13 protein-coding genes are annotated in these 16,390 nt (G+C 43.4%); 11 read left to right on the forward strand and 2 right to left on the reverse strand.

Going from position 1 to position 16,390, the window contains the following annotated elements:
- Positions 1-76: 76 nt before the first annotated feature.
- Complete coding sequence (locus JF50_RS17150; protein WP_039610610.1) at positions 77-1,330, forward strand: MFS transporter; 1,254 nt, start codon at positions 77-79, stop codon at positions 1,328-1,330.
- 2 nt (positions 1,331-1,332) lie between these two features.
- On the forward strand, positions 1,333-2,208 hold the full coding sequence (locus JF50_RS17155) for an ROK family protein (RefSeq protein ID WP_052262393.1): 876 nt from the start codon (positions 1,333-1,335) through the stop codon (positions 2,206-2,208).
- A gap of 67 nt (positions 2,209-2,275) precedes the next feature.
- Here JF50_RS17155 and JF50_RS17160 read toward each other — a convergent pair whose 3' ends face one another.
- Positions 2,276-4,453, reverse strand: coding sequence for a fasciclin domain-containing protein (locus tag JF50_RS17160; RefSeq protein ID WP_039611033.1), 2,178 nt, complete (start codon positions 4,451-4,453; stop codon positions 2,276-2,278).
- Positions 4,454-4,930: 477 nt separating this feature from the next.
- Between JF50_RS17160 and JF50_RS17165 the strand changes: the two genes are divergently transcribed.
- From JF50_RS17165 to JF50_RS17200, 8 genes are all read left to right on the forward strand, one after another.
- On the forward strand, positions 4,931-5,578 hold the full coding sequence (locus JF50_RS17165) for an NAD(P)H-dependent oxidoreductase (RefSeq protein WP_039610611.1): 648 nt from the start codon (positions 4,931-4,933) through the stop codon (positions 5,576-5,578).
- Positions 5,579-5,590: 12 nt separating this feature from the next.
- A complete protein-coding gene (locus tag JF50_RS17170) occupies positions 5,591-6,052 on the forward strand; it encodes a hypothetical protein (protein ID WP_039610612.1) in 462 nt (153 codons plus the stop codon).
- A gap of 770 nt (positions 6,053-6,822) precedes the next feature.
- Positions 6,823-8,091 carry an efflux RND transporter periplasmic adaptor subunit gene (locus tag JF50_RS17175; RefSeq protein ID WP_039610613.1) on the forward strand — a complete coding sequence of 423 codons (1,269 nt, stop codon included), beginning with the start codon at positions 6,823-6,825 and terminating at the stop codon, positions 8,089-8,091.
- 24 nt (positions 8,092-8,115) lie between these two features.
- Positions 8,116-8,838 (forward strand): ABC transporter ATP-binding protein, encoded by a 723-nt coding sequence (locus tag JF50_RS17180; protein WP_039610614.1) that lies wholly within the window; start codon positions 8,116-8,118, stop codon positions 8,836-8,838.
- A 9-nt stretch (positions 8,839-8,847) separates the two neighbouring features.
- Positions 8,848-10,137: an ABC transporter permease gene (locus JF50_RS17185; RefSeq protein ID WP_052262394.1), complete on the forward strand. Its 1,290-nt coding sequence runs from the start codon at positions 8,848-8,850 to the stop codon at positions 10,135-10,137.
- A gap of 11 nt (positions 10,138-10,148) precedes the next feature.
- A complete protein-coding gene (locus tag JF50_RS17190) occupies positions 10,149-11,372 on the forward strand; it encodes an FtsX-like permease family protein (protein WP_039610616.1) in 1,224 nt (407 codons plus the stop codon).
- 60 nt (positions 11,373-11,432) lie between these two features.
- Positions 11,433-12,698, forward strand: coding sequence for a sigma-54-dependent transcriptional regulator (locus tag JF50_RS17195; RefSeq protein ID WP_039611034.1), 1,266 nt, complete (start codon positions 11,433-11,435; stop codon positions 12,696-12,698).
- On the forward strand, positions 12,688-14,004 hold the full coding sequence (locus JF50_RS17200) for a sensor histidine kinase (protein WP_080760270.1): 1,317 nt from the start codon (positions 12,688-12,690) through the stop codon (positions 14,002-14,004). The genes JF50_RS17195 and JF50_RS17200 overlap by 11 nt, the downstream gene beginning before the upstream one ends.
- 63 nt (positions 14,005-14,067) lie before the next feature.
- Here the strand turns inward: JF50_RS17200 and JF50_RS17205 are convergent, their stop codons facing one another.
- Entirely contained in the window at positions 14,068-15,870 is a 1,803-nt protein-coding gene (locus tag JF50_RS17205) for a sensor histidine kinase (RefSeq protein ID WP_039610618.1), read from the reverse strand.
- Between the two features lie 101 nt (positions 15,871-15,971).
- Between JF50_RS17205 and JF50_RS17210 the strand changes: the two genes are divergently transcribed.
- Positions 15,972-16,388, forward strand: a complete 417-nt coding sequence (locus JF50_RS17210) for a BLUF domain-containing protein (RefSeq protein ID WP_039611035.1) — start codon at positions 15,972-15,974, stop codon at positions 16,386-16,388.
- The last annotated feature ends 2 nt before the right edge of the window (positions 16,389-16,390 follow it).

The following is a 16,390-nucleotide window of genomic DNA, read 5'->3' on the forward strand; positions in this document are numbered from 1 at the left end:
TCCCCTTGGATCATTTGTCTGCCAACAAAAGGATCCTATTTTTGCCATCACCTTTTTATTAAATAAGGTACTAGTAATGAATAAGAATTTGCCTGCTGTCTTTGTGATTCTCGCGACGTTCTTTATGATCTCTTTTATCACCAATATTCTTGGTCCCATTTTTCCTGAATTGATAAAAAGTTTTGCTATCGGTATGACGTTGGCTGGCTTTTTTCCATTCGCTTTTTTTGCAGCTTATGGCGTGATGTCTATCCCAGCTGGCCTTCTGGCCCAGCGAATGGGTGAAAAATTTGTCATGCTTTTGGCCTTTGGTATTGCCATGGTCGGTGCGCTGTTATTTGCTTTTTGGCCAACATTTGAGCTTGCCATGATTGCATTATTTTTGGTAGGCAGCGCAATGGCATATATGCAGGTAGCCATTAACCCCATGTTACGACGGGCTGGTGGCAGTGAGCATTTTGCTGTTTTATCCGTAGTGGCGCAATTGTTATTTGGTGCGGGAGCAACCTTATCTCCGATTGTCTATGTTAACTTGGCTGAGTGGTCGCAGCAGCCAAGCAGCATTTTAAATAGTTTGGTACCGCAACACATGAGTTGGTTGAGTATGTATTGGCTGTTTGCCGCACTGTGCTTAGTGATGTTTATCTGGGGGGGCATGACTCGGTTTCAATCATGCCGCCATCCTGAAGATGACGCAAAGACATGCTCATTGGCTGAAAGCATGGCACTGTTTAAAAATAAAGTGGTGATCAAGTATTTCTTTGCCATCGCAGCGTATGTGGCATTAGAGCAAGGTATTGCTAATTCTATTTCGATTTTTATGTTGCAAGTTCATGAGATGGATACTCAACAAGTTGGCGCCAGTGTGGTGAGTAAGTTTTGGTTAATGCTGACCGTAGGATGCGCTGTCGGCTTAGTAATGATGAAGCTATTCGATGTACGCAAAGTTTTGGCGTGGTTCTGTATTGGAGCGGGGGTGAGTTTAGGTGGGGCGATATTCGGCTCAGCAGCCATAGCACTGTGGGCATTCCCCGTAGCGGGCTTCTTTTTATCAATTATGTGGTCAGCTCTATTTTCTTTAGCATTGAACTCGTTTTCTAATGGCCATAGTGCGATTGCAGGGATCTTGTGCACTGGCATTGTGGGAGGCGCTATTATCTCTCCACTCATTGGATTGTTAGTACAAGTCTCAGGTTCACTACAACTCGGATTGCTAGTGCTCTTTTTGCCTTTGGGTTATATGTTGCGCGTGGCTTATTCATCTAATCCTATCGTAAACAATCATACAATCCGTTTTTTTGAGAAAAAATCAGCAGAGCAGGAAGCGTAAACATGTCAGGGATGGTTGTCTGTATAGATTTAGGGGGCACTAAAGCCCTATGTGGAATCGCAAAGCAAGGGCATATTGCGAGTGTAAAACGTTATCCTGTTCCCGCGTCTGGGAGCAAACAAGCAGTAACAGACTATATCATTGAACTGGTTAGAAAAACCATTACTGAAGAGTGTGTAGGCGTTGCAATTGGGATCCCTGGCGTGGTGAACAGTGCCACTGGTGAAGTATTTGAAGTGACCAACATTCCAGCGTGGCGTGATGTACCATTATCGCAAGTGTTATGTGAGCGATTCAATGTGCCTGTATTGGTACATAACGATGTGAATTGTTTTACATATGGTGAGTATCGTTATGGTGAGCACGGTGGGAAGTTGGCACCATGTAAAAACATATTAGGGGTATGTCTTGGTACTGGGCTAGGTGCCGGCGTTGTTATTGATAGACAGCTGTATACAGGTCGATATGGTCTGGCTGGTGAATTTGGCAGTGCCCCTTATTTAGGTAAGACCATTGAAGACTATTGTAGTGGTCAATTTTTCAAACAACGGGGAACTGACGGAGAGTTAGAGTACCTTTCTGCAAAAGCGGGCAACGTCCAATCACTGAAACTGTTTGAACAATTGGGGACGCATTTGGGGATTGCCTTTGCTCATATGCAGTTGGCATATGATCCAGATGTCATCGTAATGGGCGGGTCTGTTACACAGGCGTTTGATTTATTTGGTGAACGTATGTTTGCCTCTTTTACACAGTACGAGCAATGCAAACAGTTGAATATTCGAGTTAGTCAACTTCCTCATGCGGCACTACTGGGCGCATTTGCTTTATTTGAACAAAAATATAAAGTGACGTCCCCTGAATTAGATTGCACTTAGCTATGTAGTAGAAAAAGGTATGGCGAGCCTCAAGAGGGTGCCATACCAAACTCAAAGGAAGGGTAATTTAGTCAACCGACGTGATAACAGTGTCAATTAAGTGCACAACCCCGTTGGCGGTGTAAATGTCTTTTTGAATCACATTGCTGCCTTCAATTTGCAGACCAGAGGTGGGTAGCATGACGTGAGACCAGTTATCTATGCTACTACCCATCATATCGCCTGCTGCTGTGTCGGCAGCATAAAGGTATAGCGGGCGACCTAAATAAGCCACTTGCATTGTGTTGTCTTGTCTTGCGACTAACGACAGACCAGGTATGTTGGCGATTTGTGCTTCTGTGGCGATCACTGGTGGCCATGTGGTCGCGCAAGCGTCGTTACACTGGCTTTGCGCGAAGGTTAAGTCATTATCAAATGTATAAAGCGTGAATCCAGCTTTTTCGCTGCCATTACCTGCTACTAGTATTTGCTTGCTTGAGTCGTATGCGACTGCGTCATTTTCACCATTATTGGTACCTGCAAAATCGACGACGCTGATGTCAAGCATGTTTGATGCAAGGGTGTCTACTTTCTTGCCATTTAACTTTAATGCGGTCATAGCGGACGCTTCGAGCCCCAATACATGTTGAGTAAGCACTTGCGTTAACCCTGTATTGTCAGCAAGTAAGGCATTTAGCGTATCTGCGGGTATTTTTTGGAACGCTCTATTTGTAGGTGCAAACACGGTAAATGTCGCTTCTTTGTTTGACAATGTTTCCACTAAATTAGCTGTGGTTAGAGCGGTAACTAGCGTTGATAGATCATCCGTTTCAGCAGCGACTTCAGCAATGGTTTTTTCTGATACGACTTTGTCTGCCGGTGGCATAATGACTTTGTCCAGTACATGGATAACGCCGTTGTCTGCTTGAACGTTGGCAGTTCTGATGACTGCATCGTCAATAAAAAGCTTACTATTGACCGTGCTCAGTGCTGCCATGTCGCTGTTTGCCATTGTAACCATGTTCGATTCTGACGAAGCGATGGCGGATGCAGCATCAGACATGACGCTTTGTCCTGATACTACATGGTAGAGTAGGATGTCTTTTAGCTGTTCTGTGTTTGCCCCAAGTGCATCAAGCGTTTCTTGTCCTAGTGCTGCAAATGCCGCATCAGTTGGTGCAAAAACCGTGAATTTTACGGTGGGATCTGATAGCACTTGGTCTAACTCTGTTGCGCCTAGCAAGCTGATCAGCGTGTTGAATGACCCTGCTGCAGTCGCCACTTCAGGTATTAAACCAAGGGACTCAGGAACCGTGACATCCCCAACAATAACCGCATCGAGCACATGTATGATGCCATTGGACGCTGCGATATCGGTTTGTGTGACGGTGACGCCTGCAAATTTCAGCATATTTGAAGCGGTATCAATTGCAACGCTTTGTTGGTTATTAAGCAAGGTGGTTGCACTTTTTCCATTCAACGACATTGCGGTAATGGCATCCACGTTGCCAGACACAATGTGTTGTTTGAGGATATCGCCAAGCACGTCCGAGTTTGCCAGCAACGTATTAATCGTTTTTGTACCAAGCGCTGCAAACGCGGCGTCTGTTGGCGCAAACACTGTAAGTGCATCGGATCCTGTCAGTGCACTGGTGAGCCCTGCGGCTTCAACAGCTTTGAGCAATGTGGTGAAATTACCCGCTGCGATGGCTACTTCTGCAATATTTTGAGTTGATGTTGCATCTGTTGGCGGAGTTAATACCGCGTCGATAACGTGAATGATGCCGTTGTCGGTTTTTATGTCTGTTTGAGTGACGGTGGCTGTATTCACGAGTAAGTCATCACCAGACAACGACAGCGCTATTTTTGCACCGTTGACAGTCGCAGTCGTCTGTCCGGCCAATGATATCGCTGTTTCAGCATTGACTTCAGAGCTAAGTACATGATATGTCAAAATTTTCGTCAGTGTGTCTGTGTCGGCAAGCAAGCTGTCGATGGTGTCTGTGCCTAATAGCTCAAAAGCGGCGTCGGTTGGGGCAAACACTGTGAATTTATTGTTCGTGTCATCTAGTGTTGCGTTTAACCCTGTGGCGTCAAGCGCTGCAACGAGCGTATTAAAAGAGCCCGCTGCTTTAGCTGCGTCATAGACAGAGGTTTCAGGTTGAGTTTGTTCTGGGGTAATTACTGGGTCATCATCATCTGAGCAAGCAGACAAAAGACCTACGACGGCAACAAGTGCCAGTTTTGCAAGTACTTTCACAATCATCTCCATTGGAGTGGCTAATTTTCCAGCAATACGCGCTTCACGAGCAAGCAGATCAAGAAAAATTTTGTATTGAACAGCCATTTACGCTCTCTGTGGCCCAAATATCGAGCTAAATAATGAATGTGTACCCCTGCTAACTTAATGCTTTTAATGATTATATTTTTTTACTTCTTAAGCAGTTTGTAAAAAATTAATAACAGGAAAAAAATATGTTTTTTTTAAAACAGAATTAATCTAGGTGAAGAAAATTGCCATTTTTTCATAAATAATTTGGGAGCAATCTGATAAATCAGGTCTTTTGGGATTTGGTAACACGGCTCACTAAATTGACCGATATAGCGCGAAGTATTGTTTTTGGATATTAATTACATCTTTAAACTATTTATGGTTGGTCTGTTATCCATTGTCCCCAAATTGAACTATCAACGAAAAGCCGAGTCATAAACAAACTAATTGTATTTGAAACAAGGAGGTGTAATGCGGGTTCATTTAGTGGTCGCACACCCTGAGGTGTTATCGTTTAACTGTGCGCTGCACGAAGTTGCAAAACACACACTCACTGAATTAAACATTACTTATAGTGAATCAAATTTATATGTGGATCAATTTGAAGCCATAGCGGGGCCTGCGGATGTAGCGGGCTATGAAGGCACGCAAGAATCGTTCAGTTTGGCTAAAGCGCAGCGATATGCAATTGCCAATGATGCATTTACTGAGCAAATTACCACAGAGCAACGAAAGCTCTCCGAATGTAATTTGTTAATTTTGCAGTTTCCACTTTGGTGGTGGTCGTTTCCAGCTATTTTAAAAGGTTGGATTGATCGTGTATTAACTTCAGGGTTTGCTTATGGTCAAAGTGCTAAGCTTGAACCAAAAAAGGTCATGTATTCAATCACAACAGGTGGTGCATCTGATCAAGATGAAATCGATTACTATCAAACTAAGATTGACGGTCTTTACCAAGATATATTTGGCTTTATGGGGTGGGAAATAATACCACCATTTATCGCACATGGTGTTCAGCAACAAGGTTATCAAGCGCGTCAATTGATATTGCGAGATTATAGCGCCTATTTAAAAACGGTTTTAGATAAGCGGAAGCTCGTTGATGATTCAGTGATGTAATAAGGAAATATTATGCACAAATTAGTCATTATAGTCGCCATTGCCCTACCTAATATCGCCTTTTCTCAAGCTGAGTTGACGCATGATGATATCATAGCCAAGGCACATGCATTTGTTACAGCCAAAAATGCGCGCCAACAGCCTAAGTCAACTGATAAAGACATAGACAAGTTTATTGCACTACTTGCTGATGATTTTGTCGATGAACATGTGAAATATAGCTTTACCTATTCAGATAAAACTAAACTTCGCCAAGACATGCTCGCTAAGTTAAGAGATAAAGTCGTCCATAGTAAAATCGATATCTTGGATATTATGGTCGGCCACAACGTTGTTTTTATCAAAATGCGGGAGTCAGGTAAGGTGAAGCCTGCCCATTTGGATAGCGAAATCGAATATAACAAGACGAATATAGTGTCGCTAGAATTCAATGATAAGGGATTGATAAAACATATACGACGACATCATGGTTGACCGATTAATTTCTTTTATCCTTAATGAAGTGGATACGCTGTACTGTAAAGCCATTTAACAATACAGTCGAGGTGGCGTCCATCGGATCTTGTTCTGGTCGTGTTTAGTGATGATCCTAGCTGTCTCCCTTTGCAAAGACGACCATGACATCGATTCTGTGGTTTAAACAGTTGGGCTCACTTCACTGCTTTGTCAACGAATTTGGTTTTAGTAAGTACCTAGTCCATGTCGTCACTTACATACACAGTATCGCTGGGTGTATGACCCAATTCGCTCAAGCTTCTCAACTAATGAGGTTCTCTCAAGTATCAACCCTATATAATTGGATGATGCACCATGCACTTACCTGCCATACTCTAGTCATCATTTTATCCTCAAGCTTGATTTTAAAATATTACCGACTGACCTAACAGTGGTGGCGCCTTGTTTTATTCAGAGTCGATTAAACCAATTCATTTGATGACGTTGAGTTAACAAAATGAGCCTGAATATACAGATCGATTCTGGATCTCTGAGCAGGTTTGGCATGTGAGTAATATCAATAAGAGTACAGTGCATGTTTTAAATCGTTTTCACCTGATATTGAGGTGTGGACAGTGTGTGTCCAGACGCGTGTAACAGTGACACCTTTGGACAGCTTATGTGTCCGTTCGGACACTCTATAAAATTAAATTACAAAAAATTCTTTATAATTCATGAGTTTAATTTTTTATCATTATTGGCATTGTCCTCGCTTATATCTGAGTATCGAAATCAATAGGTATTATAAAATGATTAAAGGAACTCAGTCCCAGGATGAAGTCATCGCGCCAAGCACGCGTTCAAGCAAACTGAAATTTGTTGTTTCGGCGGTATTTATGACGCTGATCACGGTCGTGTCCATCCCTGCGATTAGTCAATGGTATTCAGGTATTAAAACGGTATCTTACGCGCAGCTGGTGACTGCCAAAGTGATTAAAAAAGATCTAGTGAGAGATGTGTCTGTTTCTGGACGTTTAGTGGCAGCCAATGCACCGCAAGTTTACAGTCCGGAACCCGGCCAGGCGACGCTGTTAGTTAAACCTGGGGACAAGGTGGAGCAAGATGCTTTGCTTGCAACGATCCACAGCCCAGAACTGGATGCCCAGATTGACCAGCAAAGTTCGCTGCTGGCTCAGTTACAGTTGGAGTCCAATAGAGGGTTATTAGCAGACGATGAAGCACAACTTGAGCTAGAGCGCAGTTTAGATGAGGCGACTGTGCGTTTAAATGCAGCTCAGCGTGAGCAGCGTCGCTCCAAAGAATCTTATGACAAGCAAGTGATCAGTGAATTGGATTTTGCACGCAGTAAAGACACGCTCCTTGAGGCGCAACTGATGCATAAGCATGCGCAAAAGCGTGTCACCATGGCTAAAAAGCGCTTAGATTTTGAGGCACAAACGCGAGCGTTGTCGGTTCAACGTCAAACACAAATTCTCGACGAATTGAAGCGCAGGCAACGAGCTCTGGAAGTCCGAGCACCTGTTGCCGGTGTAGTGGGAAGTTGGCTAGTTCAGCAAAAAGAGCAAGTTGCAGATGCCCAAGCACTGATGACCATCGTGGATTTATCTGAATATGAAGCAGAGTTACAGGTACCAGAATTCTATGCGGATGATTTAGGCATAGGGCTTAATGTGGAGATTTCCCTTGGCGGGCAATCTTATCAGGGAGCTGTGAGTTCCGTATCTCCAGAGATCCAACAAAACCAAGTTGCAGTGCGTGTAAAGATTGACGCCAATAGTGATTTAAAGTTACGCCAAAATCAGCGCGTGAATGGGCGAATCGAATTTGAGAAAAAAGCTCAAGTGCTGCAAGTCAAACGCGGCCCGTTTTTATCTAGCTTTGGAGGCAAGCAAGCCTTCGTCATTCAAGACAAAATGGCTCAGTTACGCGACATCAAAATTGGCGTATCTAGTGTCGACTATGTCGAATTGATCAGCGGTGTTCAAGAAGGTGAAGAGATCATCATTTCTGATTACGACGCATTTAATCAAAGCCAAATTTTTAAAATTTCAAAATAAACAACAAGAATTAAGGACCTAATTATGCTTTCAATGAACAATATCAGCAGAGTTTATCGCAGTGAAACGATTCAAACGCATGCGTTACGTGACTTTAACTTACAAGTGGATGCCGGAGAGTTTGTGGCAGTGACAGGCCCGTCAGGCTCAGGTAAGTCGACATTTTTGAATGTGGCGGGACTACTGGATGAGTTTAACGAGGGTGAATATGTCTTGGATGGCACTGCTGTCAAAGGACTGTCAGATGATGATTTATCTCGTCTGAGGAACGAGAAAATCGGGTTTATTTTTCAAAATTATAACCTGATCCCAGACTACAGTATTTACGATAACGTGGATATGCCACTACGCTATCGTGGTTTAAGTGCCAAGCAAAGACGCAGTCGTATTGAGCACGCGCTTGAGCTGGTTGGGTTGGCAAGTCGTCATAGTTATTTACCGAGTCAGCTGTCTGGGGGGCAACAGCAGCGTGTAGCCATTGCAAGGGCACTGGCAGGTGAACCTAAGATTTTATTGGCCGATGAACCGACGGGTAACCTTGATTCATTAATGGCTAGGCAAATCATGGACTTGCTGAAAACCATTAACAAAGAAGGTAGCACCATTATTATGGTAACGCACGACCCAGATCAAGCCAGAGAAGTGAACCGCAATATACAAATCATTGATGGTCAAATCACGGATTACAGCATATATGCGCCAGTAGAACAGGCACACATTGTAAATCAGAACCAGCCAGTAGCTTAGGAGATGAACATGGATATGTTTTACTATTATGTGCAGCTGTGCGTGCGTAACTTTAAACGCACACCGCTGTTTTTTTCCTTGATTATATTAACCCTGTCGATAGGGATTGGTACTTTGCTGGCAAATTTATCCATGTTGTCTTTGATGTCGCAAGACCCTATTCCTGGGAAAAGTGATCAAATATTTAATGTCAATATGAATACTTACGCAGGGTCAACGAATAACTTTGGTAGCATGCACACGCTCAGATACAGTGATGCAAAAGCGATACTGGATGCCGATGTCGCAGAAAATGCGACGATGCACTACGCAACACATGTCTATAGTCGCCGCGCGGACTCAGAAGATTTGACTCGCTACTCAAGCAATACGCGAGCGACCACCGCTTCATTTTTTGACATGATGGGTGCTGAGTTTGCCCATGGTAAAGCGTGGGAAAATGAGCATGGTACAGAGGTTGTGATTGGCCATAAGCTCAACATGACCTTATTTGGTGGTGGAAATAGTGTTGGCAAGCAAGTAGAGCTGCAAGGTAAAATTTATAACATTGTCGGGGTGTTGAAACCTTGGCATATGAGACCGCTCTTTTATCATGCCTCTGAAGGAAAAGCATTTGATGAAACCGATGATTTGTTTGTGCCTATTGAAGTGGCTATAGATAATAACTGGGCCATCTATGCAAGAGCGTTGTCGACAGATAGCTATTCAGTATTGAGTGAAACAAGGCAGATCAATGCGTATTATATTCAGACCTTTGTTGAGCTGATAGACGAGCAGCAGCGACTGGCTTTTCAAACCTTTATTGATAGCTATGCACAGCAGCAAAAGGACAAAGGTAATCACCGCCATGAAGTGGATAACCGACTTTATGATGTTAATGCTTGGTTGGATGAGAATGAAGTCGTCAATAAAGACCTTTTAGCGTTTACTTTTGCCACGGGTATTTTTCTGCTGGTGTGTATTTTCAATGCCAATAGCTTGATGTTGTCTCGTTATCAAGCTGGGCAATTTGAAGCGAACTTGCGTCGAGCGGTTGGCGCCAGTCGCAAGCAAATATTTTATCAAGGCGTGATAGAGAGTGTGATTTTAGGGATCACCTGTGCCTTGATATCTTTGGTACTCGCTATTAGCTTACTCGCATTATACCGTCAGCTATTTGAGGATTTAGCGCCTGTGGCCGAATTACCGTTACACATGATAGTGATCGGGGTAGGTGTTGCACTGGCTTCAAGTCTTCTAAGTACCATTTATCCGTTAGTACAGGGCGCTCGTACGCCATTAGCCAGCATTCTAAAGTAAGGAGTAGCACTATGAACATAAAAGCATTATTTAAATCCATGTTATTGCGCAAATTTGCTACTGGCTTGCTGATTTTTCAATTAGTTTTAACCATTGGGCTCGCCTGCAACAGTTTATTGTTGAGCATTGAGGCCAACGAGAAGTTAGCGCGTGATGTGGGTTTTGACATGGAAAATGTACTGGTATTTCAGGTCCGTCCAACTTCCGAAGCCTTTTTAGATGCCAACTTCTTTCTATCTGTTGTAGATGAAGATATGGCGGCATTGAATAAACTTGATGTGGTTGAAACGGTGAGTTTTACTAACCAATTACCGCTGATGAAAGGGGGTAACTTTCACTCTATTGAAGATGCGGATCATCCAGAAGATGTACCAGTAGAAAGGCAGTTTAGTGGTGTGCCAATGTATTATGTTGGTGAGCAGTTTTTTGAGTTGCTCGGCGCATCAATGCATCTTGGGCGAGACTTCACTTTTGATGATGACGCAACGCGAGGCTATTTAGACAATTATGAGTTTGAAGCCAATATCATTTTAACTCGTAGTTTAGCTGAGGCGCTTTACCCGGGAGAAAGCGCGGTTGGTAAGCATACCTCCGAAGGGCGAGTGATTGGCGTGGTGTCAGATATTGCAATTAGGCCATCGAGTCTACGTCCACATTATGGCATCTTTACGTTTAGAAATATGGCGCGTGCTCAATCACGCTTAATATATATGGTGAAAGTCACCTCAGGTGATGTGCAAAAGACCAAAACGGCGATCACTGAGGCAATTAAGCAAGTACATCCTGAACGAGAGATCCGAGAGATCCTGACCATGGAAGCACATCACAGTGACTATTTTAAAGAGTCTAGCAGTTTGGCAACCTTATTTAGTTTGCTGACCGGAATGATGTTGTTGGTGACCATGATAAGTTGCTTTGCCCACGCACACTTTCACGTGTCTAAGCAAAAGCGTTTAATTGGTATTAGACGCGCACTGGGCGCACGGAAAAAGGATGTATTAGTCTATGTGTTGAGCGAAAATTGGCTGGTCAGTGGCATTGCAGCACTACTTGGGGTCGCGAGTGTGATTGCAGTGAATATGTTATTGGCAGAGGTGATTGTGATGCCAAAACCGGATGTTATCAGTTATTTGTCTTGTGTTATCATCGTGTTTATATCTGGTACTGCGGCAACTTGGTTGCCTGCATGGAAAACAACAAAAATAGCGCCAGTGGTTGCAACCCGCACGTTATAAAAATTAAGGAAAGACATGTAGTGGCCAGTAAAACGGTCACTACATGGTATTTAAATGGTTATGAACACAATTCTTGTTGTCGATGACAACCCTGATATTTTAGATGCGTTAGACTTATTGCTGAGCATTCACAATTATACTGTATTGACGGTCACTAACGTTAAAGATGCCATTTTGACCGTCTCTCGACAAAAAGTGGATTTGGTCATTCAAGATATGAACTTCAGTGAAGGGACCACATCAGGGGATGAAGGAAAGCAGTTATTTGGCACATTAAAAGAGCTAAACCCCACTTTACCCATCATTATCATCACCGCTTGGAGCCAATTAGAAACGGCCATTACGTTAGTCAAATCAGGTGCAGCAGATTATCTCCCCAAGCCTTGGGATGATAAGAAGCTACTAAAAGCAATTGAAGAAAATATCACTGTGCAAGCTGCGCCTACCCCTGAGTGTAAATTGATTTATCAAAGTCGTGAAATGAGTGAGCTTATCTTTACCTCGACTAAAGTGGCCGCGGCGGACATCAATGTGTTGATCACTGGACCGAATGGCTCAGGTAAAGAAAAGTTAGCTGACTTTGTCCACCATAAATCGCAGCGAGCGAATGCGCCATTTATTAAAGTGAATATGGGCGCGATCCCGCAGGAGCTTATGGAAGCTGAATTATTTGGTGCAGAAAAGGGCGCGTTTACTGGCGCAAACCAAGCAAGGGCAGGGCGTTTTGAAGCAGCCGACGGTGGCACATTATTTTTAGATGAAATTGGCAACTTACCACTTGCAGGTCAAATGAAACTATTACGTGTGCTGCAGACTGGTGAATTTGAGCGATTGGGCTCTAATGTGACGCAAAAGGTAGATGTGCGCGTCATTAGTGCGACTAACGCCAACTTATTACTCGACATTAAAAGCGGTGCGTTTAGAGAAGATTTATTCTATCGCCTCAATGGGATGGAATTGCAAATTTTACCGCTCAATAAACGCAAAGCAGACATTATTCCATTGGCTCAACACTTCATAGGCGTGGAGCATACACTCACCAAGGAAGCTGAGCACTTTTTAATGCAGCAAACATGGCCAGGTAACGTTCGAGAGCTGGAAAATAGCTGTCGACGTGCGTTGATTTTTGCGGATGGAAATCAAGTGGATGTCAGTGCGTTTCAAGGACATGAGCAGACAACTGCATTGAGCGAAAAAGAGCACATGCAGCAGGTACTCGAGAAGCATAACTGGACGATTGCGCACGCGGCACAAGAGTTAGGCCTCAGTCGTCAAACACTGTATCGTCGTATTGAAAAGTTCAAATTGGAAAAGCATGATGAGTAAAACGCTAATTTTACTTTTCTTGGCTCAAATTATATTTGCTTTGGCGGTAGCAAATTATGGGGGGGCACACCCTTGGATATTTTTGGGTGTTGGTATCTTATTATTTGGTGTCATTGGATACTTGTATTACCGCTATCATCAAACTCAAGCTAATATTCAGCGCAGCATTGAACAGGGGTTTTTGAGCCTGATCGATGGTGACTTTTCGGTTAGTATCGCGCCCAAAAATGATCCAACTTATGACCGTGTGTTTAATTTATTCAATCAATGTACTGAAAAACTAAGAAAGGAACGCCAGCACCTTTATCAACGTGAGATGTTGCTTGATAAAGTGCTCAACACCTCACCTGTCGTGACGTTTCTGGTCAGCCCTGAACATAAAATTATTTTTGCCAATCGCGCTGCAGAACTCATGTTTAAAGAAGGGGATTCTTTGTTAGGTCACAGTTGGCATGATATCAGTGAAACGCTAGATGATGACTTTGCGCACGCCTTGCAAAATAGCGGAGAGAGTATTTTTACCCTTAACGATCAAAACGGTGATGAGCAAGCTTGGCACTTGGCTAAATCCAGTGTGCGTATTCATCAAGCAAGCCATACGCTTTACCTGCTAAAAAGCATCACCCATGAGCTTGGGCGTCAAGAAGTGCAAACGTGGAAAAAAGTGATCCGAGTACTCAGCCATGAATTGAACAACTCTATTGCACCGATCAGTTCCATGTGCCATTCAGGGCAATTATTGGCACAAAACTTATCTGAGCCAAGATTAGATAGAGTGTTTAGTTCTATTTCCCGTCGCATCGCGCACCTTAATGAGTTCATAAAAGGGTATGGCGAGTTATCAAAGTTAAAAATGCCAAATAAACAATGTATTAACTGGCCTGTTTTAGTGGAACAGCTAAATGCGCTATATCCATTTGAGCTGACTACAGCGTTACCTAAAACCTCGATTTATGCAGATGAGCATCAGCTAGAGCAGGTGCTTATCAATATTTTGAAAAATGCCCATGAAGCGCAAAGTGAGCAGCTTGATGCACCAGCGGTGCAGGTCAGCTTTGCAGATCATGAGCTGCAAAACTTAACCATTGAAGTGCGAGATTTCGGCGCTGGCATGGCGCCTGAGGTGCTTGAGAATGCGTTACTGCCTTTTTACTCCACAAAACATGCAGGGACGGGGCTAGGGTTGGCATTATGTAGAGAAATAATTGATGCGCACCAAGGCAAATTAGCGTTTCGTAATTGTGCCACCAGTGGTGTTGTCGTCAGCGTATCTTTACCTTATATCGTGTCGACAAAAGCGCACTAAATTGTTGCCATATAGGGCAACCATACCCAATTTTACAACAGGCAAGCGCCAAAATGGCGCTGTTTAGTTTATTGGTAGCGCCAGAGTAAACTGAGTAGGTGGGTGCCCATCAGAGGTCAAGGTTAATTCACCACCCAAACGCTTACTGAGATTATAACTGACAGATAAACCAAGCCCACTGCCTTGCCCAACCGCTTTAGTGGTAAAGAACGGGTCGAACACTTTATCTTGAATATCTGGCGGTATGCCGGGCCCATTGTCTTTGACTGTAATTACTAGTCTGTCATCAGCGTCTTGTGTACAGACTGCCACATAGGGAGAGTCAGGCTGGTTCTGCTCTATTGCCTGAAACGCATTTTTCAATAAGTTGGTTAAAATTTGCTGGACAAATCCAGCGTTAGAAACGGGTTGGCAGGTGTGTGTTAAGCTGGTCTCGACTACAATATTGCGCTTGTTATGACTCTCTAGCAATGACAAGCTTTGATTCAAAATAGCTGGGATGTCGAGCTGACAGTGATGCTGATTTTGTACCACGGTGAATGACTGTAAATCTTTAATGATGTCACTGACTCGACTTAAGCCCATTTGTGATTGAGCAACGATCTCACGAATATCATCATAAATAAAGTCGATGTCCGATTGGCCCCGATAATCTGTGATTTGGCTTTTTAGTTTTGCGCCGACATGCTGATTTCCGCCCTCCACGGCACTTAAAAACTGATCATGTAAATTTTGTAGATTGAGGATGCTATCAAGGTAATTGTCCATCGAGCCAAAGTTACTTAAAACCGACGATAAGGGGTTATTTATCTCGTGGGCTATCCCCGCGGCAAACTGACCGACGGTGGCCATTTTCTCGCTGTGCGCCAGTCGGTTTTGGGTTTCTTTTAGCTCAAGTAGTGCTTCTTTTAAGCGGTTACACTGTTTTTTAAGACGTCTTTCTGACTCTTTTCGTTCAAGCAAAATAGTGAGTTGTTCTGCCGCTTTACTGACGACATCTATTTGCCGCATTGAGACAGACTCCATGGCGTGTTCATCAATAAAAAAGACCATCATCTCAAGCACTTTATCGTAAACAACGATGGGGAATATTAAATAGCTGCTGAGCTTTGCACCGAGTAATTGATTGAGTGGTTGAAAGGCGTCGTCGTTTGGTAGTAAATCTATCTGCGGTTTTTTCTCAGTCAAAGAACGGGCTAAATATGCAGGCAACGAGGGCAGTCCGAAGACACGAGTTAGTGTGTTTTCAAGAGACTCCTTTTGCGGCCACACATGGCTTAAACTGCCTTCGTTTTGGGTGCTTATTTTTATTCTGCAATGGGTTGTGGCGCAGGCTATATTGGCCAAAGATCGCATAAAGGTTAACATGACCTCGTTGATATCGTTATTATTACGATGTAAGTGCGCCACGCTCATCAACAGATCGCTCTCAGCTTTGTGCTGGGCATTGATCTGTTCTAAACGTTGCCAAGCTTTGAGGTTGCGCTCAATCACGCTTAAGTTAAATTCATTTTTATCGGGTGATAAGCTAATAAAGCTAGAAATATCATACTTTTCAATCCAGCTTAGCGCATCAGGCATGCGTGCTGGTGGGTGTGAAACGATGAAGATCAGATCTTTATCTTGGCAGCCAATTCGCACGTATTCCAATACTTGCTCGGTCAGCGCCTCAGAATCAGTATCTTCAACATAAAAAATAATTAATCCGGGCTTTTTTTTCCGGATGAGTTTTTTACACGCCCTAAGGTTATCGGTGGCTTCGAGTTGATAATTACGTTGCGTTAAAAGCGCGTCAAGGGCGTCAAGGGCGTCAAGGGCGTCAGAATTAGGCCCAACGTGTAAAACGCTCTGCTGTTGTCTTTCCATAATCGTTGCGGTTCTTGCCTTGTAATTTTGATAACTATAGCCAATGATTACACTTTCTGTGTAATGGCATGTTCAATGAAGAAGACTAGGAGTGTATGGATATGAAGCTAGTAAGATTGGTCTATTACAGTCAGGCATCTCGTAGTATGAGTTTGTCGGATTTACGCAATATTTTAGAAACCGCGCGCGCTAATAACGACGAAATAGAGGTGTGTGGCATGCTGTGCTTTGAAAACCAGTTTTTTTTGCAAGCACTCGAGGGAGACAGAGAAACGGTAAATGAGCTCTACTTAGATATTGCAGACGACCCAAGGCATGAAGAAGCCACCATTATTAGCTATGACGAAGTATCTGAGCACACATTTGCGAAGTGGCAAATGGGCTATGCCGGTGGCTCTGAGTCGTTTTATGAATTACTGCGAAAAAACGGTCAAACAGAGTTTGATCCGGAGCAAATGACACAATCTCAAGCCATTTCTTTTTTAGTGGATATGGCGGCTTTTCAAACCAAAATATAAGG

The organism is Pseudoalteromonas luteoviolacea, assembly GCF_000814765.1.
GTDB classification, from domain to species: Bacteria; Pseudomonadota; Gammaproteobacteria; order Enterobacterales; family Alteromonadaceae; genus Pseudoalteromonas; species Pseudoalteromonas luteoviolacea_H.

Bases quoted from the DNA above. Each gene is read 5' to 3' on its own strand.
- JF50_RS17155 (WP_052262393.1), top strand. From the start codon at position 1,333: ATGTCAGGGATGGTTGTCTGTATAGATTTAGGGGGCACTAAAGCCCTA.
- JF50_RS17170 (WP_039610612.1), top strand. From the start codon at position 5,591: ATGCACAAATTAGTCATTATAGTCGCCATTGCCCTACCTAATATCGCC.
- JF50_RS17210 (WP_039611035.1), top strand. From the start codon at position 15,972: ATGAAGCTAGTAAGATTGGTCTATTACAGTCAGGCATCTCGTAGTATG.
- JF50_RS17190 (WP_039610616.1), top strand. From the start codon at position 10,149: ATGAACATAAAAGCATTATTTAAATCCATGTTATTGCGCAAATTTGCT.
- JF50_RS17150 (WP_039610610.1), top strand. From the start codon at position 77: ATGAATAAGAATTTGCCTGCTGTCTTTGTGATTCTCGCGACGTTCTTT.
- JF50_RS17205 (WP_039610618.1), bottom strand. From the start codon at position 15,870: ATGGAAAGACAACAGCAGAGCGTTTTACACGTTGGGCCTAATTCTGAC.
- JF50_RS17185 (WP_052262394.1), top strand. From the start codon at position 8,848: ATGGATATGTTTTACTATTATGTGCAGCTGTGCGTGCGTAACTTTAAA.
- JF50_RS17175 (WP_039610613.1), top strand. From the start codon at position 6,823: ATGATTAAAGGAACTCAGTCCCAGGATGAAGTCATCGCGCCAAGCACG.
- JF50_RS17200 (WP_080760270.1), top strand. From the start codon at position 12,688: ATGATGAGTAAAACGCTAATTTTACTTTTCTTGGCTCAAATTATATTT.
- JF50_RS17165 (WP_039610611.1), top strand. From the start codon at position 4,931: ATGCGGGTTCATTTAGTGGTCGCACACCCTGAGGTGTTATCGTTTAAC.
- JF50_RS17160 (WP_039611033.1), bottom strand. From the start codon at position 4,453: ATGATTGTGAAAGTACTTGCAAAACTGGCACTTGTTGCCGTCGTAGGT.
- JF50_RS17195 (WP_039611034.1), top strand. From the start codon at position 11,433: ATGAACACAATTCTTGTTGTCGATGACAACCCTGATATTTTAGATGCG.
- JF50_RS17180 (WP_039610614.1), top strand. From the start codon at position 8,116: ATGCTTTCAATGAACAATATCAGCAGAGTTTATCGCAGTGAAACGATT.